A 17,879-nucleotide genomic window follows, 5' to 3' on the forward strand; every position below is an offset into this window, starting at 1 on the left:
GATGCCGGTGAGTCATCAAGATGACTCACCGGCATCACGCTCAGCAGAACGACATGCCCCCGGCCGCGTCGAGGTCGGGCTCGGTGCTCAGCGCAGGCCGTTGAGCACCTTCTCGTAGCGCGGGCGCTCGGCCGCCGGGGTCTTCGCCTCCAGGTAGTTGAGCACCACGGCGCCACGCCGGTACGACTGGCCGCCCCAGGTCTCCGCGATGTCACCGGCGCTTGTCTCGTCCGGGAAGACGTACACCGTGACGGTGTCGGTGGCGATCAGCTCGGAGCAACCCAGGCCCAGCCCGTCCGGCCCGCAGTCGACCGAGCGGTCCACCGGGCGCGGCACCTTCAGGCCGGCGGCCCGGAACGCTTCGACGACCTGCTTCGCCCCGGGCGCCCCGGCCGGACGTGGGGGCAGCACCACCGGCGGTGGACTGGCCGGCCGGCGCTGCGTGGGCCCCTGCGGGGCAACGGAGGGTGTGGCCTGCGCAGGTGTGCTGGGCTGGGCCACCGAGGGCGTCGGTGCGCTCGGCGCAACGGCGGCCGTCGGGGCCACGGCGGGCGGGGCGGACGACGCGGACGAGGCGGTGGGGGCCGCGCTCGACGGGTCGGCTTCGTCACCGCCGCAGCCGGCGGTGAGGGCGACGGCGGCCAGCAGGACCGCGACAGCGGGCAGGCTCCGAGGGGTCACCAGGGCAGTCTGCCCGGCACCGCGCGACGGCGGGAGTGGCCGGTCGGTCAGCGCGCTGTCCCATATCCGCCAGCCACCGGTGGAGGACCGTATCCCGCCGCACGACGAACTGGTCCTGGAACGGCGCACCGACGCCGAGGGTTAGCCTGCGGGCATGCCCGCCACGCCCTGGATCTCGCTGACCACCGATTACGGCCTCACCGACGGCTTCGTGGCCGCCTGCCACGGGGTGATCGCCCGACTCGCACCGGCCGTCCGGGTCATCGACGTGACCCACCTGGTGCCACCGGCGGACGTCCGGCGGGGCGCTGCCGTGCTGGCGCAGACGGTGCCGTACCTGCCCGTGGGTGTGCACGTGGCGGTGGTCGACCCGGGGGTGGGTACCGCCCGGCGGGGAGTCGCACTGGCCACCCCGGGTGGGCTGCTGGTCGGTCCGGACAACGGGCTGCTGCCGGACGCCGCCGACGCTCTCGGCGGGGTGACCGCCGCGGTGCTGCTGACCGAGCCGCGCTGGCTGGCCGACCGGGTGTCCGCCACGTTCCACGGGCGGGACGTCTTCGCGCCGGTGGCGGCCCGGCTGGCGCTCGGCGCGCCCCTGGTCGAGGCGGGGCCGCCGGTCGACCCGGACGACCTGGTCCGGCTGCCGGCACCGACGCTGACCTCCGACGACGACGGCTTCACCGCCGAGGTGTCGACCGTGGACCATTTCGGCAACGTCCAGCTGGCCGCACCGGCGCACCTGCTCGACCCGTTGCCGGCGGCGCTGCGGGTGGGACCGCCCGGTCCGGAGCCGACCCGGCCGGCCGTCCGGGGCCGGACGTTCGGCGACGCCCCCGCTGCCGGCCTGGTGGTGTACGTCGACTCGGCCGATCTGGTGGCGATCGCCATCAATGGCGGGCGGGCGGTGGACCTCCTCCGGGTGGCCCCGGGAGACGTCCTACGGGTTTCCCGCTGATATTCGACTGTGGAATGCTGCCCCGGTGGGTGAACAAGTGGTTCCCGTGGGCTGTCCCTGCTGTGCATCCCGGACCGGCGGGGGGACCTGCCCGGTCTGTTTCTGGACCGACGACGGCCAGACCGACGCCGACGCCGACACGGTCCGGGGTGGCCCCAACGGCGATCTGAGCCTCTCGCACGCCCGACTCAACTACGCCGTCTACGGTGCCAGCCACCCGCGCTACCAGGACATGGTGCGCCCGGCCCGCCCCGACGAGCGCCCCTGAGGGCACCCGACGGGGCGAGCACGGGTCAGCAGACCGGCACGACGCCTCCGTACACCGTCGAGATGTACGCGTGGCTGACGTACTGGCCGGTGGCCAGCCGGTCCCAGCGGGTGGTGGTGCCGTAGGGCCCGGCCACGGACTGGCCGGTGACGTAGCACTGGATCGGCACGTTGGCGAACCGGGCGGCGAGGCCACGGCTCGGGTACGACGTGCTGGCCCCGGTGCGGATGGTGAGCGGCCCGTCGCCGACCACGCCGCGCAGCCCGCCACCGGTCCACAGGTAGGCGACATCCACCCAGGCGTTGGTGGTCAACTGGAGACCGTCCCAGAAGGTGCCGTCGGCCAGGTCGATGGCGGCCGGGTTGAGCACGGTCCTCCCGAACTGGTCCCGCCCGCCGTTGAAGCCGGACTGGTAGGCGGCCTGCGCCTCGGGTAGACCCTGCCCCAGGATCTTCCAGTTCTCGCGCACCGCCGCCGGGTTCCAGTAGTCGTCGCGGGTGTTCCACGGGCCGACGTCCCAGACCGGGGCGTACTCGCAGCGGGAGCCGGTGGTGGTGCAGACCCGCACGGAGTAGTCGCCCGAGTTGAGCGGGGACAGGCTGCGCCGCGACGGTAGCGCCACGAAGTGGTCCCGGGGCTGAACGGTGCGGCCGTTGGCGGTCTGCTGGCCGACCAGGCCGATGCGGGTGGCGTACACCCGGTAGGTGAGGCCCGGCGTGGCCTCGGCGACGGCGGCGGCCGTGGCGGCGGTGAGCTGGACGGCGCGTACCGTCGCGGTGGCACCGCCGGTGGGCGCGGTGAGCACCACGCGGCTCTGCACCCGGCTCACCGGCCTGTCGAAGGTCGCGCCGGCCGTGGCGGACCGCCACTCGGTCCAACCGCTGGCCCGCCAACCACGGACCTGGGCCTCGACTGTGGCGCCCGTCGGCACGTCGGCACTGACCTGGGCGCGGACCTGGTTGGCCGGCCGGCTGAGGGTCCGCGGAGCGCTCAGCAGCATCCCCTCCGCGGCCGCGCTGTGCGGGCTGCGCGGGCTGCGTCCGGCGGACCGGGCCTCGCGCAGCCGCAGCCCGGCGGCGGTACGCCGGACGTTGACGTCGTCGCGGTCGACGACGGACAGGTCGACGCTCCACCGCTCGCCGCCCGGTGCGGCGGCGGTGGAAGTGGGCAGGATTCCGGCGGCGGAGGCGGCCGGGACGGGGTTGGTGATGGGTAGGAGCGTGGCGATGAGGGCGAGGGTGACGGAGGCGACGAGGGAGAGGGATCGAGTACGACAATGCAGCCGTGACATAGGCATTCTCCTCAGAACTCCCTGACCCTCGCATGTCCGGAGATCAGTAGGAACCTGTGTACAAATAGCGACACATGCGAATCCTGCTCGAATGAGGGAGAATGGCGGGGTGCCCGAAGGCGACACCGTCTGGAACACCGCGCGTGTGCTGCACCGCGCGCTCGCCGGCGCGCGGATCACCACAAGTGACTTCCGGGTGCCGCGGTTGGCGACCACAGATCTCAGCGGCTGGACCGTCCGCGAGTCGGCCAGCCGGGGCAAGCACCTGCTGCTGCGTCTCGCCACCCCGGACGACGCGCACTGGACCCTGCACTCGCACCTGCGGATGGACGGCGCCTGGCGGGCGTACGCCCCGGGGGAACGCTGGACCGGCCGGCCCGCGCACCTGATCCGGGTGGTGCTGCGCAGCCCCGGCGCGGTCGCGGTGGGCTACCACCTGCACGAGATGACCCTGGTGCCGACCGCCGAGGAGGACCAGGTGGTCGGCCACCTCGGCCCCGACCTGCTCGGGCCGGACTGGGACGCGGCCGAGGCGGTCCGCCGACTCGCCGACCACCCGGAGCAGACCATCGGCGAGGCGTTGCTCGACCAGCGCAACCTGGCCGGGGTGGGCAACCTCTACAAGTGCGAGGTGCTGTTCCTGCGCGGTGTGTCGCCGTGGACACCGGTCGGCGCGGTGCCCGACCTGCCCGGCCTGGTGAGCCTGGCGCAGCGGCTGCTCGCCGCCAACCGCGGCCGGTGGACGCAGAGCAGCACCGGTTCGCTGCACCGGGGCCAGACCAGCTACGTGTACGGGCGCCGCGCCCAGCCCTGCCGCCGTTGCGGCACCGCCATCCGCAAGGAGGAGCTGGGTGACCGGGTCACCTACTGGTGCCCCGTCTGTCAGCCCGAGTCTCCGGACCCGGCCGAATCCGGCTGACCAGGGCACCCATCGGCCGAGGTCAGCCCAGATACGGACGATTGGGTAATTCCTATCTGGCCGTCGGAGTCGCATGCTGCGGTTGAGTGCTCACCGATAGTCAGCAGAGCGCCGAGGCAGCCACGCCGGGGTGGCGACCCTCGCGCTCCGACCCGGGGAGAGTCATGGCGCTGTTCCGCAGACTCCGCTCCACCTTCTTCGAACGGGCCACCCGTGCCACCGACGGCGACGCCAACGGCCGGACGGCGTCCGTGCCGGCCGCGCGTACCGCCGTGGAGACCGCCCCGGCGCCGAGCCTGGACCCGGCCGTGGTGCCCCGCTGCTTCGGCCCGGTGCCGAACTTCGCCCACAGCCCCCGCCCGACGCGCGACGCCGACGGGCGGGTGGTGCCCGGGACCGGACTGCGCAAGTTCGTGGACCCACTGCCCATCCCGGGCCAGTGGGCCGGCAGCGACCTCGGCGGACACCTGCCGGTGGCCACGCCGGACACGATCAGCTATCCGGGTTGCGACTACTACGAGATCGGCGTGCAGGAGTACGCGCAGCGGCTGCACCGGGACCTGCCCGCCACCCGGCTGCGCGGCTATCGACAGCTCAACCCGGGCACCGACCCGACGGGCCACAACACGGTCGCACCCCCGGGGCGGCCCTGGCACCTCGGTCCGATGATCCTCGCCCGTCGGGGCCGACCGGTCCGGGTGAAGTTCATCAACCAACTCCCCACCGGCCGGGCCGGTGAGTTGTTCCTGCCGGTCGACGACACGATCGAGGGCGCTGGCCTCGGCCCGCTGGACGGGCCCGCCCCGTTCCCGCAGAACCGCGCGGTGTTGCACCTGGCCGGGGCACAGACCGGCTGGACCAGCGCCGGCAACCCGGGGCAGTGGATCACTCCGGCCGGGGAGATCACCCCGTACCCGAACGGTGTGGGTGTGACCCACGTGCCGGACATGCCGGCGCCGGGTGCCGGTGCCACCACCCTGTACTACCCGAACGAGCAGAGCGGCCGGCTGCTGTGGTGGCACGACAACACCCTCGGCCTGGCCCGGCTCACCGTCTACGGCGGGCAACTCGCCCTCTACCTGCTCACCGACCCGGCCGAGGACCAGCTCGTCGCCGACGGGGTGCTGCCGGCCGACCAACTGCCGCTGGTGATCGAGGACAAGACGTTCGTGCCGGACGACGCCCAACTCGCCACCGAGGACCCGACCTGGGACCGGGACCGCTGGGGTGCCCGGGGGAGCCTCTGGCACCCGCACGTCTACCAGCCACGGCAGAACCCGTACCGGTCCGACGGGCGCAACCTGACCGGCCGGTGGGACTACGGCCCCTGGTCGCGCGACCCCGCGCCGGACGACACCCGTACCGACGGCTGGGTCACCAACCCGCACCACGACCCGGTCGACGCGCCGGACGAACCGCCGTCGCGCCCCGGCGTGCCGCACCCGTCCGCCGTCCCCGAGGCGTACGGCGACACCCCGCTCGTCAACGGCGTCGCCTACCCGTACCTGGAGGTGGCGCCGCGCGCGTACCGGTTCCGGATCCTCAACGCCTGCCTGGACCGCAGCCTCAACCTCCAGCTCTACCGGGCCTGCTCCGACGCGGCCATGTGGGCGGCCGACGGCACGCTCGCCGACGCCGAAGCCGGGGAGGTGCCGATGGTGCCCGCCGTGCGGGCGGCGGACCGGCCGACGGGGTGGCCGACCGACGGGCGCGACGGCGGTGTGCCGGACCCCCGCGCCGCCGGCCCGGAGTTCGTCCAGATCGGCAACGAGGCCGGGCTGCTGCCCGCCGCGGTGGTGCTGCCGAACCGGCCGGTCGGCTACCGCTACGACCGGCTCGACCCGACCGTGCTCAACATCGACGGGCACACCCTGCTGCTCGCCCCGGGTGAGCGGGCCGACGTGCTTGTCGACTTCTCCGCCGTGCCGGCGGGCAGCACGCTGATCCTGTACAACGACGCCCCGGCGCCGCTGCCCGGCTTCGACCCCCGCTACGACCAGCACACCGACGCCCCGGACCGGACGGCCGAGGGTGGGCCGCCGGGCACCGAACCGGGGTACGGCCCGAACACCCGCACCCTGCTCCAGTTCCGGGTCACCGGGACGCCCGCCCCGCCGTACGACCTGGGTCGGCTGCGCGACCGGCTGCCCGCGGCGTACGCGGCCAGCCAACGCCCGCCGATCGTGCCGCAGCCGGCGTACGATCCGGCGTTCGGCACCCGCACCGCGTCGACGACCACCGTGCCGGTGCACGCCACCTCGGTGGCGATCACACCGACGGCCGGCGCGGACCCGGTGACACTGCCGATCGCGGTCAAGGCCGCACAGCGGGTCTTCGAGCCCGACCACGGCCGACTGACCGGCCGACTCGGCGTCGGGCACCCGCACGCCGGGCCGCTCGACCCGCCAGCCCTGCCCCTCGGTCCGACCGACCCGGTCACCGAGGTGCTCTTCGCCACCGACCCCGCCGTGCCGCTGGGCAGCGCGACCGACGGCACCCAGCTCTGGCGGATCAGCGGCAACGTGCGGCAGACCGAACCGCTGCATTTCGGGGGCTGCGACGTGCAGGTGGTCAACCGGGTCGGTTGGGACGGCACGCTGCGGTTCCCGCACCCCAGCGAGTTGGGGTGGAAGCAGATCGTCCGGGTCAACCCCCGCGAGGACGTGGTGGTGGCGCTGCGCCCGGTCGCCCCGACGCTGCCGTTCAAACTGGGCGACAGCGTCCGGCTGCTCGACCCGGGCCGCCCGGCCGGCGCCCGGACCGGGTCGACCCCGATCAGCCCGGTGGACGGGCGACCCGCCACCGTGGTCAACCACCTGGTGAACCTCGGCTGGGAGTACCGCTGGCACAGCCAACTCGCCGGCCACCGCGACGGCGGGATGACCCGACCACTGGTGCTGCGGGTGACGCCGAAGGCACCGACCGGGCTGACCGCCACGCCGGTGCCGGGCTCGGCCACCGCACTACCCGCGATCGGGCTGGCCTGGACCAGCAACGGCGGCCGGCCCCCGGCCACCAGTCACCTGCTGCAACGGGCCACCGACGCGACATTCGACGGCGAGGTCACCACGATCACCGTCGCGGCGGCCGCCACCCGGTACACGGACGCGTCAGTGACCCCCGGCGTGACCTACCACTACCGGATCCGGGCGGAGAACACGGTCAGCTACTCGTCCTGGTCGAACGGCGTACCCGCCGCGGTGCACCTGGCCGCGCCGACCGGGCTGGTCGCCACACTGCCGCCCGCCGCGCCGCTGCGCGTGGCCCTGCGCTGGACGAACCGCTCGTTCGCCACAGGCGTCGACGTGCAGCGGGCCACCAACCCGACGTTCACCAGCGGGCCGGGCACCACGGCGATCGGTGCCGGCGACAACCACCTGGACGTCACGATCGCGCGGGACACCACCTACTACTACCGGGTACGCACCACCTATCTGGGTGCCGCCTCGGCCTGGTCGACTGTCGCCACGGTGACCTCCCCGCCCGCGCCGGGCACCCCGAACGAGGTGCGCGCCACCGCCAGCGCGCCGGGGCCGGACACCGCGACGGTGATCCTGGCCTGGGCGGCGAGCACCCCCGCCGGCCCGGGGTCCGGGTTCATCGTGCAGCGGGCGTTGGACCCGGCGTTCGACCGGGAGGTGGCCACCTTCACCGTGACCGGGCGGGGCTTCAGCAACACGGGACTGGCCCGGGGCGTCACCTACCACTACCGGATCCGGTCGTTCAACGTCGTGGGCAGTTCGCCGTACACCGGCCCGATCCTGGTCACGACGCCACCGTGACCGGCCGGCGGGCGCGGTGTCGGTCGCTCAGCGGGTCGGCGCCCGCAGCGGGGTGCCGACGGTGCGCAACTCGGCCAGGGCCCCGGCCACCCCGTGCAACAGGTCGGTCGCCTCGGTGAGCCGGTCCGCGGCCGGGTGGGTGGGCTCCGGTCGGGCGTCTTCGGCGAGATAACCGGCGGCGGCCACCACCAGCCGCTCGTAGGCCGCGACCCCGCCCTCCAACTGGGCGGTCAGCATGCCGTGCGCGTCGGCAAGCGGTGGGCGGGCGTCGGCCGGCGCCAGCCGCAACGCCCGTTCGACGCTGGCCACCCGTGCGGCCAGGTCGCGCAGCGAACGGTCGGCGGCGGCGGCCTCCAGCACCGCCGGCTCGGCCAGCCCGGTGAGCCGGGGGGCCATGCCGGCCAGGGTGAGCGCCGCCCGGTCGAGTCGGGCCCACTGCTCGCCCGCACTGGTGCCGCGCAGGGCGATCCGGGAGCGGACCCGGCGCACCTCGGCGAGCACCCCCGGCCCGACCGGCAGCCGCTCGACGGCGGCGATCAGCCGGGCTCGTGACCGGGCTGCCGCCTCCGCGGGGTCGAGCGCGGGAGGTGCCGGTTGGGCGGCCAGGGCGCGCACGTCGATCCAGCGCCAGGCGGCGAGTGCCACCGCACTGCCCGCGGCGCCGGCCCAGGCCGCGTCGGGCAGACCAAGGCCGGCGTACGGGGTCAGCACCGCCGCCGCGCCTCCGAGCCCACCGGCCAGCACGCTCCACCGTCGGGCGGACCGGCGAAGCCGACCCAGTTTGCGGAAGTACCGCGTCCGCTCGTCTGCCACCCTGACCTCCTCGGTCCGGTCGTTCAGCCGGCGGCGGTCGGGTCGCCGGTGCCCCGCTCACGAGCCATGCTGGCGCGCAGCTCGTCGAGGCGGGCGGCGGCCGTCGGGTCGGTGGCCGGGCCGGCCTTCTCGGCCTGCGGCACAGCCGGTCGCTGCCCGGCGCCGCCGAGCTGCTCCCCCGCCATGCTGGACCGGATCTGCTCGAGCCGGGCCGAGCCGGCCGAGTCGATCGTCGCCTTCTGGATCTCCAACATCCGGCCCTCGACGGAGTTGCCCGCCAGCTCGGCGCGACCCATCGCGTTGGCGTAGCGCCGTTCGATGCGGTCGCGCACCTCGTCCAGTGACGGGGTGTTCGTGGGCGCGGTCAACGACGACATCGACTCCAGCGAGCGGGCCACCGTCTCCTGCATCTTGGCCTGCTCCAGTTGGCTGAGCAGTTTGGTGCGCTCGGCGAGCTTCTGCTGGAGGATCATCGAGTTGTTCTCGACCGCGCGGCGGGCCTGGGCGGCGGCACCCAGCGCCTGGTCGTGCAGGGTCTTCAGGTCTTCGGTGGCCTGCTCGGCGGAGACCAACTGGGTGGCCAGGGTCTGCGCAGACTGCTCGAACCGCGCCGCCTCGGCCTCGTCACCCTTGGCCCGGGCCTGGTCGGACAGCACCAGGGCCTGCCGGGCGTTGCCCTGCAGCCGCTCGACCTCGGTCATCTGCCGGGACAGCTTCATCTCCAGCTGACGCTGGTTGCCGATCACCGCGGCGGCCTGCTGGACCAGCGCCTGGTGCTGCCGCTGGGCATCCTCGATGGCCTGCTGGATCTGCACCTTGGGATCGGCATGCTCGTCGATCTTCGCACCGAAGAGTGCCATCAGGTAGTTCCAACCCTTGACGAACGGGCTCGCCATCTCCGCGGTATCCCCTCAGTAGCGTCGCTCCACCACGGCCGGCCGGGCCCGATGGGCCGACCGACCACCACCGCCGGTCTCCATCGTCCCAGCCGAACGCCAACGAGGCATCCGTACCGGGCGGTCGACAGCACCGGCAGCTCCTGTGGGCCACCCTACGCGGCCGAAGCCAGCCCACCCATGGTCAACCGGACGGCGGTCTCAGGCGGCGCAGACCACGTCCCGGTCGCGCTCGGTCGGGCGGACGCGAGTGCTGCGCAGCGTGGCCTTGAGCGGCGAGTCCTGGCGGACGGAGACGGCGACCTTGCCGTCGGAGGTGACCTGACGGACACCCCGGCCGGTGCTCTTGGCCGCGGCCTCGGCCGACTCGTCCTGCATCGAGACGAGGACCTCGGGCATCTGCTCGGCGAGCGCCACGGTGTCGCTCACCTCACGCAGAAGCTCGGACAGCCGGGCACCGAGGGCGTCGCAGATCGCGGCGAGCAGCTCGCTGGACGGCTCCTTGTGCCCCCGCTCGATCTCGGAGAGGTAGCCGAGGCTGACGTTGGCGGCGGTGGAGACCTCACGCAGCGTGCGCTGCTGGCCCTGCCGGCGCGCCCGCAGTGCGTCACCGATCACCCGGCGTAGCAGGATCATCGCACCTCCCCCTGAGGGATACCTCGCGCCCGGCGCTGGGCGGCCGGCCGCGGCGGACCGCGCCGACCCCGAAACGTCGGAGCCTTCCCGCAACCGTACCCGCTACGAGCCCCGCCGACATCCCGCCCCGCCCGTCGGTTCGCCGAGACGGACTCACTTCGCGGCACCGATCGTTCCCAGCTGCCCCGGATGCCCCGGATGTCCCCCGGCTAACTCGCGGGCAGCGCGGCTTGCCCGGTGTCGGCGGCGGCGTGCGCGGTGTCGGCGGCGTGGATCCGGTCGGCGAGCAGCCGCAGCGCCTCGACCACCGCCGCGGAGCGGACGTGGTCCCGACCGCCACCCAGGTCGAGCTGTCGGACCACGGCACCGTTCGGGCCGGCGACCGCGACGTAGACCAGGCCGACGGGCTTGCCGTCCTGCGGTTCCGGGCCGGCGACGCCGGTGGTGGCCACTCCCCAGTCCGCGCCGCAGCGCTGGCGGCCACCCGCGGCGAGCGCCGACGCCACGTCCGGGTCCACCGGCCCCCGCTCGGACAGCAGGTCGGCGGGGACGCCGGCCAGGGTGCCCTTCAACTCGGTGGCGTAGACCACGAGGCCGCCCCGGTAGATTGCGCTGACCCCGGCGATGTCCACGATCGATGCGGCCAGCAGCCCACCGGTGAGTGATTCGACGGTGGCCAGGGTCTCGTGCCGCTGGGCGAGTCGGTGCACGACTCCGGCTGCCGCACTGCCCACCTCGGCATCGTCCGCCGCACCATCCGCCGGCCGTTCAAGCCCCGTGTCCCGCTGCATCAACCAGTCCTTCTCTCCCGCTACACACACCCTTCCCCACCCACCGCCCCCCAACCCAACCCAACCCCCCGCCCCGCCCCGCCCCGCCCCGCCCCCACCACCCGATCGCGTCGATCATGAGGTTAGCGGCGCGACACGCCGCCCCGGATGGCAATAACCTCATGATCAACGGAGGGGGTGGGGTGGGGGGATTCAGCGGGGGCGGCGGAGGCGGAGGGCTTGGGCTATGTAGTCGAAGCCGGTGGCGACTGTGACCAGGACGGCGGCGGCCATGATCCACGGGCCCACGGCGGCGAGGGCGGCCGGCATCGGCCAGAGGTACCAGGCGATGGCGAGGATCTGGAGCGCGGTCTTGACCTTGCCGCCTCGGCTGGCCGCGATCACGCCGTGCCGGATCACCCAGAACCGCAACCCGGTGATGCCCAACTCGCGGACGAGGATCAGCACGGTCACCCACCAGGGCAGCCGGTCGTACCAGGACAGCAGCACCAGCGCGGCCCCGGTGAGGGCCTTGTCGGCGATCGGGTCGGCCACCTTGCCGACCGAGGTGACAAGCCCGAACCGGCGGGCGATCCAGCCGTCGACCAGGTCGGTCGCCGACGCCACCGCGAAGATCAGGCACGCCGCCATCCGCCAGCCGGAGTGGGTCATCCCGGACATGACCACCGAAGCGGCGAAGACCGGCACCAGCGCCAGCCGCAGGGCGGTCAGCGCGTTGGCGGCGTTGACGACGGGCACCACGGCGACCACCCGGGCCGGAGTCGACCCCGTCGCCCCGGTCACCGCCGCACTCCGCTCGGGCCGCCGTGGCGTTCCCGGCACCGCACCACTGGGCTCCCCCGCTCCGCCTGGGCCCACCGTCACCGTGCCGCGCCGGGCGCCGCCGAGATCATCTCATCCGGCACCGCCAGCAGGTCGACCCCTTCGGTGCCGGTCACCGTCGCGCGTACCAGATCACCCGGTCGCAGCGCGGCGAGGTCGACCCCGCCCTCGGCCGGGGCGACCAGGGTGGTGGAACCGTCCACCTCCGGCGCCTGGTGCGCCGCCCGACCCTCCACCAGGCCGTCCGCGATCGAGTCGACGAGCACCTCGACGGTCGAGCCGAGCCGGTCCTCGGCCCGCTGCGAGCACAGCTCGTCGGCGAGCGCGCTGAGCCGGTCGTAGCGCCGCTTGATCGTCGCGGCGGAGACCTTGCCGGGCAGGCCGGCGGCCTCGGTGCCGTCCTCGTCGCTGTAGTCGAACATCCCGATCGCGTCCAGCCGGGCCTCGGTCAGGAACCGGACCAGCTCGTCGACGTCGGCGCGGGTCTCGCCGGGGAAACCGACGATGAAGTTGCTCCGGGCGCCCGCGTCCGGTGCCAACGCGCGGGCACCAGCGAGCAGCTCCAGGAAACGGTCGGTGGAGCCGAAACGCCGCATCCGGCGCAGCACCGGCTCGCTGGAGTGCTGGAACGACAGGTCGAAGTACGCGGCCACGCCTGGGGTGTTGGCGATCGCCTCGACCAGCCCGGGTCGGGTCTCCGCCGGCTGGAGGTAGCTGGCCCGCACCCGGACGATTCCGGTCACCGCGGCGAGCTGCGGCAGCAGCTTCTCCAACGCGCGGGGATCGCCGAGGTCCTTGCCGTACGAGGTGGAGTTCTCACTGACCAGCACCAACTCCCGGACGCCGGTCTTGGCCAGCCACTCCGCCTCGGCGAGCAACTCGTCCGGGGTACGCGAGACGAACGCCCCACGGAAGGCGGGGATGGCACAGAACGCGCAGCGCCTGTCGCAACCGCTGGCCAGCTTCAGCGAGGCCACCGGGCCGGTGTCCAGTCGGCGGCGCAGCACCTGGCGCAGGTGCGCGGGGGTGTGCTCGTCGGTGTCGACGACGGTGCGGCTCACCGTGCCGTGCCCGGGCAGCGACACCGTGCTGTCGCGGCGCTGCACCGGGGTCAGCGGCAGCAGCTCACGCCGGTCCCGAGGGGTGTGCGCGGTGATCTGCTCACCGGCGACGACCGCGTTCAGCCGGGCGGCGATGTCCGGGTAGTCGTCGAAACTCAGCACCGCCTGCGCCTCGGGCAGACTGTCAGCCAGCTCACGGCCGTACCGCTCGGCCATGCAGCCGGCCGCGACCACCTTGGCGCCGGTCCCGGCTGCGGCGAGCAGCGTCTGGATGGAATCCTGCTTGGCCTTCTCCACGAAACCGCAGGTGTTGACGACCACCACGTCGGCGCCCTCGCCGTCGGTGGTCACCTGCCAGCCGTCGGCGTGCAGCCGTGCGGCCAGCTCCTCCGAGTCGACCTCGTTGCGGGCGCAGCCGAGGGTGAGCAGGGCGACGCGGCGGCCCTCGGCGTGGTCAGAAGGAGAAGGAGAGGTGGCAGACACCATCCGAGGGTACCGGGCCGGCCGGCGAAGCCCACGCACGCGGGGCTTCGGCGACGGCCGGGCACGCGCCCGCATCGGTGTGCTCGCTTCCGGCGGCGGTCAGCGGGCCACGGCGCCGATGCGGGTCAGCGCATCGAGCAGGAACACCTCGGTGCCGGCCAGGCCGGTGGAGCAGAAGACCGAGATCTGGTCCGCGGTGGTCCGGCCGGGGACCGCGCCGGCCAGGATGCCACCCAGGTCCCGCAACCGCCCGGCGTACGGGGGTGTGGCCGCGAGCATCGGCGGCTGGTAGTCCGCCGCCTGGGCTGGCGAGTCGGTGACCAGCAGGTCGGCGGTGTCCAGCAGGTCGGTGCCGAACTCACTGCGGTCCCGCTGCTTGAAGCCGACCGCGTTGAGGTGCGTGCCGGGGCTGAGATCGGCGGCGCGGAGCACCGGGGTCGGGCTGGTGGTCGCGAGCACCACGATGTCCCGCCCGGTGACGGCCGAGCCCGGATCGGCCACCGTGCGGGCCGGCACACCCAGCTCGGCGCGGATCCGGACGGCGAGGGCGTCCCGCCGCGCCGCGGAGCGGCTGTGCACCACCACCTCGCGCAGGGAGCGCACGGCGGCGGTCGCCCAGACCTGGGTCCACGCCTGCCGGCCGGAGCCGATCACGCCCAGGGTGGCCGCTTCCGGCCGGGCCAGGGCGTCGACCGCCAGGGCACCCAACCCGCCGGTACGACGGGAGCCCAACTCCTCGCCCACCGCCACCGCCCGGATCGCCCCGGTTCCCGCGTCGTGCAGCACCACCACCTGCTCGCCCTGCGGGTGGCCGAAGGTGTCGTAGGAGCGAAAGCCGTACCACTCGCCGATCAGGTGCCCCGCGGTGAGCACCAGCCGCCCTCCGCCGAGCGGGGCGGCGGCCCGGGGCGGGGCCACGAGGCGTCCCTCGTACGCGGCCAGGAGGGCGGCACGCATGGCGTCGACCGTGGTGGCGGCGTCCAGTGCGGCGGCGACCTCCCGGTCGGCATAGATCAGCGTCATGGCGACCATCCTGCAAGTTAGAGTCAAGTTCAGGTCAATACGGGGTGGCGGGATTCACTGGGCCGTCGGCACCCGACCCGTCCACCCCGACCGTCGGCCGGTGCTAGCGTCGGCGTCGGTGGCCCGTGGCCACCCCGGACGAGTGGTGGGCGTACCCGGTGCGGCAAGACGCCCCGCGACGTGCAGACCCCGACTCGTCCCGGCGCCGGCGGCCCGGGCACTCCCGTGTGAGGTGGACGATGGCCTGGCTGGTGCTGGTGATCTCTGGACTGCTGGAGACGGCCTGGGCGGTGGCCCTGGACCGCAGTGCCGGCTTCAGCCGGCTGGGCCCGTCCGTGGTGTTCGCGGTGACGTTGGCCCTGAGCATGGCCGGGCTGGCGTACGCGCTGCGCGAGATCCCGGTCGGCACCGGTTACGCGGTCTGGGTCGGCATCGGCGCGGTCGGCACCGCGCTGGTCGGAATGCTGGTCCTCGGCGAGTCGGCGAGCCTGCCCCGGATCCTGTGCCTGCTACTGGTGGTCGCTGGCGTGATCGGCCTGAAAATCTTCCACTGAGGAGTCACCTCGGCAGGCGTGGTCGCCACCCACAGTGGGTAGTGATCGATTCGTCACGACAGGCTCTCACCCGGAGGACGACATGGCCGACCTGCCCAGCACCGCCCGCCCCCGCGCCAACGCCGCCCGCATCCTCACCATCGTGGGCTTCGTCTTCGCGGTTCTCGCCCTGCTCATCTCCCCGATCATCTTCGGCGTGCTCGGCATCGTCGCGGGCATCGTCGGCGCGGTGCTGGGTGACAAGCCCCTGGGCTGGTACGCCGCAGCGGCCAGCGTCGTCGGCGCGATCCTCGGCACCATCATCGCCGCCGCGTTGCTCAACTGAACGCTTCCCGACCCGCGGGCCCGCCGGATTCCGGCGGGCCCGTCGCGTTTCCCCAGGCCCGTCGCGTTTCCCGGGTCGGTCGCGTGTCCCGGGTCGGTCGTTGCGCCGGTCAGTCCACGTCGCCACGCAGGCCGACCAGGACCTCCTCCAGCTCGTCCGGCTTGACCAGCACGTCACGCGCCTTCGACCCCTCGGACGGCCCGACCACCCCGCGGGTCTCCATCAGGTCCATCAGGCGGCCCGCCTTCGCGAAACCGACACGCAGCTTGCGCTGGAGCATCGACGTCGAGCCGAACTGCGAGGTCACCACCAACTCCACCGCCTGCACCAACAGGTCCAGGTCGTCGCCGATGTCCTCGTCGGTCTTCTTCTTGGTCTCCTGTGCGGGGGCCAACACGTCCTTGCGGAACTCCGGCTCGCGCTGGTCCTTGCAGAACTTCACGACGTCGGCGATCTCCCGCTCGGTGACCCAGGCGCCCTGGATGCGGACCGGCTTGGAGGCGCCCATCGGCAGGAAGAGCCCGTCACCGCGGCCGAGCAGCTTCTCCGCGCCCGGCTGGTCGAGGATGACCCGGGAGTCGGCGAGGGAGGAGGTGGCGAACGCCAGCCGGGACGGCACATTCGCCTTGATCAGACCGGTCACCACGTCGACCGAGGGGCGTTGGGTGGCCAGGACCAGGTGGATGCCGGCCGCGCGGGCCAACTGGGTGATCCGGACGACCGAGTCCTCCACGTCGCGGGGCGCGACCATCATGAGGTCGGCCAGCTCGTCCACGATCACCAACAGGTACGGGTACGGGCGCATCTCCCGTTCACTGCCCGGCGGTGCCTTGATCTCGCCGTTGCGCACCTTGCGGTTGAAGTCGTCGATGTGCCGGACCCCGTTGGCGGCGAGGTCGTCGTAGCGCATGTCCATCTCGCGGACCACCCAGTCCAGCGAGTCGGCCGCCTTCTTGGCGTTCGTCACGATCGGGGTGACCAGGTGCGGGATGCCCTCGTAGCCGGTCATCTCGACCCGTTTCGGGTCGATCAGCAGCAGGCGCACCTCGTCCGGGGTGGCCCGGGTGAGGACGGACACCAGCAGGGTGTTGAGGCAGCTCGACTTGCCCGCGCCGGTGGCCCCGGCTATCAAGATGTGAGGCATTTTCGCGAGGTTGGCCACCACGTAGCCGCCCTCGATGTCCTTGCCGAGCGCCACCACCATCGGATGGTGGTCGCTGGTCGCCGCGCGTGAGCGCAGCACGTCGCCGAGGGCGACGTTCTCCGGGTCGGTGTTCGGGATCTCCACGCCGACCGCGCTCTTGCCCGGGATCGGGCTGAGGATCCGTACGTCCGGGGACTTCACCGCGTACGCGATGTTGCGGGAGAGCTGGGTGATCCGCTCGACCTTGACGCCGTGGCCCAGCTCGACCTCGTACCGGGTCACCGTCGGGCCACGCGTGAAGCCGGTGACCGCGGCGTCCACGTCGAACTGGTCGAACACGCCGGTCAGCGCGGCGATCACCTCGTCGTTGGCCTTGCTGCGGGTCTTCGCGGCGGCACCGGCGCTGAGCATGTTGGCCGGCGGCAGGGTGTAGTCCCCGGCCAGCCCGGTCAACGCGAGCTGCTCGGCCCGGGTCGGCGCGGGCGAGTGCTCCGGCGGCTCGACCGGCGGCCGGCGGCTCGCCGGCACCTTCGCCGGGGCCTTGCGCGGCAGCACCATGGTCTCCTGGAGGTCCGCGCCGTCCAGGTCCTCGAAGTCGTCCGGGTCGATCGGCGGCGGCGTCCGCTTCGCCGGTCGCCTCCGCGCCGGCTTCGCGGCCGGCTCGTCTTCTTCCTCGTCGGTCTCCGGTGCGGCGACCAACCCGCCGGCGAGCAGGCCCAACCGCTCCGGGATCTTGTTGATCGGTGTCGCGGTCACCACCAGCAGACCGAAGAGCAGCAGCAGGACCAGCAGCGGCACCGCCACCCAGGCGGTGACCGCGCGCTCCAGCAGCCCGCCGATGCCCGCACCGACCAGGCCGCCCGCGAAGTCCCGCTGGAGCGGGTTGGCCGGGGCCTGCCCGATGTGCAGCAGCGCGGCGGTCGAGACGAGCAGTGAACTCCAGCCGATCAGACCGCGGCCCCGGTGCTCCGGATCGGCGGGCTGACGCATCAACCGCCACGCCCCGATCATCAACAGCACCGGTACGACCACCGAGATCGCACCCAGGAACAGCCGGACCGTGTCGGCCAGTCGCGCGCCCACCGGGCCCGCTCCGGAAAGCCAGAGCGCCACGGCGGTGAGCAGGGCGAACCCGAACATCAGCAGCCCGGCGCCGTCGCGGCGGTGCTCCGGGTCGAGGTCGCGGGCGGAGGCGGCCTGCCGACCGGCGGCCCGCACCGCCCAGCCCATCCCGTGGGCCACGCCCATCCACAGTGCGCCCACCGCGCGACCCACGTAGACGGCCGCGCCGGGCCGCGTCGGCGCGGTACGACGCCGGACCGGTGCCCGGGTCTTCTTCGCCGGTTGACGGGCACGACTGTTGGTGCCACCGCGCGGCGACGCGCCGCGCCGCCGGCTCGCCTGAGAGGTACGGCCCGCCATAGAGTCACGGTAA

Annotated in this window: 16 protein-coding genes and 1 riboswitch; of the genes, 6 read left to right on the forward strand and 10 right to left on the reverse strand. The window is 73.4% G+C overall.

The window, feature by feature from the left end; all coding sequences use genetic code 11:
- Positions 1-87 precede the first annotated feature (87 nt).
- Positions 88-681: a hypothetical protein gene (locus ACGFIQ_RS01710; protein WP_393237727.1), complete on the reverse strand. Its 594-nt coding sequence runs from the start codon at positions 679-681 to the stop codon at positions 88-90.
- Between the two features lie 154 nt (positions 682-835).
- Between ACGFIQ_RS01710 and ACGFIQ_RS01715 the strand changes: the two genes are divergently transcribed.
- Entirely contained in the window at positions 836-1,636 is an 801-nt protein-coding gene (locus ACGFIQ_RS01715; RefSeq protein ID WP_393237730.1) for an S-adenosyl-l-methionine hydroxide adenosyltransferase family protein, read from the forward strand.
- A gap of 25 nt (positions 1,637-1,661) precedes the next feature.
- Positions 1,662-1,904 carry a CPCC family cysteine-rich protein gene (locus ACGFIQ_RS01720; RefSeq protein WP_357073052.1) on the forward strand — a complete coding sequence of 81 codons (243 nt, stop codon included), beginning with the start codon at positions 1,662-1,664 and terminating at the stop codon, positions 1,902-1,904.
- Positions 1,905-1,929: 25 nt separating this feature from the next.
- On the opposite strand, the gene ACGFIQ_RS01725 is transcribed toward ACGFIQ_RS01720, so the two are convergent.
- A complete protein-coding gene (locus tag ACGFIQ_RS01725) occupies positions 1,930-3,195 on the reverse strand; it encodes a hypothetical protein (RefSeq protein ID WP_393237733.1) in 1,266 nt (421 codons plus the stop codon).
- 109 nt (positions 3,196-3,304) lie between these two features.
- Between ACGFIQ_RS01725 and ACGFIQ_RS01730 the strand changes: the two genes are divergently transcribed.
- A complete protein-coding gene (locus ACGFIQ_RS01730) occupies positions 3,305-4,114 on the forward strand; it encodes a DNA-formamidopyrimidine glycosylase family protein (RefSeq protein WP_393240270.1) in 810 nt (269 codons plus the stop codon).
- 164 nt (positions 4,115-4,278) lie between these two features.
- Entirely contained in the window at positions 4,279-7,896 is a 3,618-nt protein-coding gene (locus ACGFIQ_RS01735; RefSeq protein WP_393237736.1) for a hypothetical protein, read from the forward strand.
- A 27-nt stretch (positions 7,897-7,923) separates the two neighbouring features.
- On the opposite strand, the gene ACGFIQ_RS01740 is transcribed toward ACGFIQ_RS01735, so the two are convergent.
- The 7 genes from ACGFIQ_RS01740 to ACGFIQ_RS01770 all read right to left on the reverse strand — a co-directional run bounded on the left by ACGFIQ_RS01740 (position 7,924) and on the right by ACGFIQ_RS01770 (position 14,421).
- The gene (locus ACGFIQ_RS01740) at positions 7,924-8,709 is read right to left on the reverse strand and encodes a hypothetical protein (RefSeq protein ID WP_393237739.1); all 786 of its coding nucleotides are present in this window, start codon (positions 8,707-8,709) and stop codon (positions 7,924-7,926) included.
- 23 nt (positions 8,710-8,732) lie between these two features.
- Positions 8,733-9,605, reverse strand: coding sequence for a PspA/IM30 family protein (locus tag ACGFIQ_RS01745; RefSeq protein ID WP_357073063.1), 873 nt, complete (start codon positions 9,603-9,605; stop codon positions 8,733-8,735).
- Positions 9,606-9,806: 201 nt separating this feature from the next.
- Positions 9,807-10,241, reverse strand: a complete 435-nt coding sequence (locus tag ACGFIQ_RS01750) for a helix-turn-helix transcriptional regulator (protein ID WP_357073066.1) — start codon at positions 10,239-10,241, stop codon at positions 9,807-9,809.
- A 209-nt stretch (positions 10,242-10,450) separates the two neighbouring features.
- Positions 10,451-11,032, reverse strand: coding sequence for a CinA family protein (locus tag ACGFIQ_RS01755; protein WP_393237743.1), 582 nt, complete (start codon positions 11,030-11,032; stop codon positions 10,451-10,453).
- 192 nt (positions 11,033-11,224) lie between these two features.
- Positions 11,225-11,815, reverse strand: a complete 591-nt coding sequence (gene pgsA, locus ACGFIQ_RS01760; protein WP_393237746.1) for a CDP-diacylglycerol--glycerol-3-phosphate 3-phosphatidyltransferase — start codon at positions 11,813-11,815, stop codon at positions 11,225-11,227.
- Between the two features lie 77 nt (positions 11,816-11,892).
- Complete coding sequence (gene rimO / locus ACGFIQ_RS01765) at positions 11,893-13,401, reverse strand: 30S ribosomal protein S12 methylthiotransferase RimO (RefSeq protein ID WP_393237749.1); 1,509 nt, start codon at positions 13,399-13,401, stop codon at positions 11,893-11,895.
- Positions 13,402-13,497: 96 nt separating this feature from the next.
- Positions 13,498-14,421, reverse strand: a complete 924-nt coding sequence (locus tag ACGFIQ_RS01770) for an ornithine cyclodeaminase family protein (RefSeq protein ID WP_393237752.1) — start codon at positions 14,419-14,421, stop codon at positions 13,498-13,500.
- Between the two features lie 114 nt (positions 14,422-14,535).
- A riboswitch (guanidine-III (ykkC-III) riboswitch) is annotated at positions 14,536-14,599 on the forward strand.
- Between the two features lie 61 nt (positions 14,600-14,660).
- Between ACGFIQ_RS01770 and ACGFIQ_RS01775 the strand changes: the two genes are divergently transcribed.
- Positions 14,661-14,975 carry a DMT family transporter gene (locus ACGFIQ_RS01775; protein ID WP_393237755.1) on the forward strand — a complete coding sequence of 105 codons (315 nt, stop codon included), beginning with the start codon at positions 14,661-14,663 and terminating at the stop codon, positions 14,973-14,975.
- Positions 14,976-15,057: 82 nt separating this feature from the next.
- Complete coding sequence (locus ACGFIQ_RS01780; protein ID WP_393237758.1) at positions 15,058-15,300, forward strand: hypothetical protein; 243 nt, start codon at positions 15,058-15,060, stop codon at positions 15,298-15,300.
- 109 nt (positions 15,301-15,409) lie between these two features.
- Here ACGFIQ_RS01780 and ACGFIQ_RS01785 read toward each other — a convergent pair whose 3' ends face one another.
- Positions 15,410-17,866 carry a DNA translocase FtsK gene (locus ACGFIQ_RS01785; RefSeq protein WP_393237761.1) on the reverse strand — a complete coding sequence of 819 codons (2,457 nt, stop codon included), beginning with the start codon at positions 17,864-17,866 and terminating at the stop codon, positions 15,410-15,412.
- Positions 17,867-17,879 lie beyond the last annotated feature (13 nt).

Source organism: Micromonospora sp. NPDC048898 (assembly GCF_043198035.1).
In the GTDB taxonomy this organism is placed as follows: domain Bacteria; phylum Actinomycetota; class Actinomycetes; order Mycobacteriales; family Micromonosporaceae; genus Micromonospora.

Bases quoted from the DNA above. Each gene is read 5' to 3' on its own strand.
- ACGFIQ_RS01715 (WP_393237730.1), top strand. From the start codon at position 836: ATGCCCGCCACGCCCTGGATCTCGCTGACCACCGATTACGGCCTCACC.
- ACGFIQ_RS01725 (WP_393237733.1), bottom strand. From the start codon at position 3,195: ATGTCACGGCTGCATTGTCGTACTCGATCCCTCTCCCTCGTCGCCTCC.
- ACGFIQ_RS01735 (WP_393237736.1), top strand. From the start codon at position 4,279: ATGGCGCTGTTCCGCAGACTCCGCTCCACCTTCTTCGAACGGGCCACC.
- ACGFIQ_RS01745 (WP_357073063.1), bottom strand. From the start codon at position 9,605: ATGGCGAGCCCGTTCGTCAAGGGTTGGAACTACCTGATGGCACTCTTC.
- ACGFIQ_RS01750 (WP_357073066.1), bottom strand. From the start codon at position 10,241: ATGATCCTGCTACGCCGGGTGATCGGTGACGCACTGCGGGCGCGCCGG.
- ACGFIQ_RS01755 (WP_393237743.1), bottom strand. From the start codon at position 11,032: ATGCAGCGGGACACGGGGCTTGAACGGCCGGCGGATGGTGCGGCGGAC.
- rimO (WP_393237749.1), bottom strand. From the start codon at position 13,401: ATGGTGTCTGCCACCTCTCCTTCTCCTTCTGACCACGCCGAGGGCCGC.
- ACGFIQ_RS01770 (WP_393237752.1), bottom strand. From the start codon at position 14,421: ATGACGCTGATCTATGCCGACCGGGAGGTCGCCGCCGCACTGGACGCC.
- ACGFIQ_RS01775 (WP_393237755.1), top strand. From the start codon at position 14,661: ATGGCCTGGCTGGTGCTGGTGATCTCTGGACTGCTGGAGACGGCCTGG.
- ACGFIQ_RS01780 (WP_393237758.1), top strand. From the start codon at position 15,058: ATGGCCGACCTGCCCAGCACCGCCCGCCCCCGCGCCAACGCCGCCCGC.
- ACGFIQ_RS01785 (WP_393237761.1), bottom strand. From the start codon at position 17,866: ATGGCGGGCCGTACCTCTCAGGCGAGCCGGCGGCGCGGCGCGTCGCCG.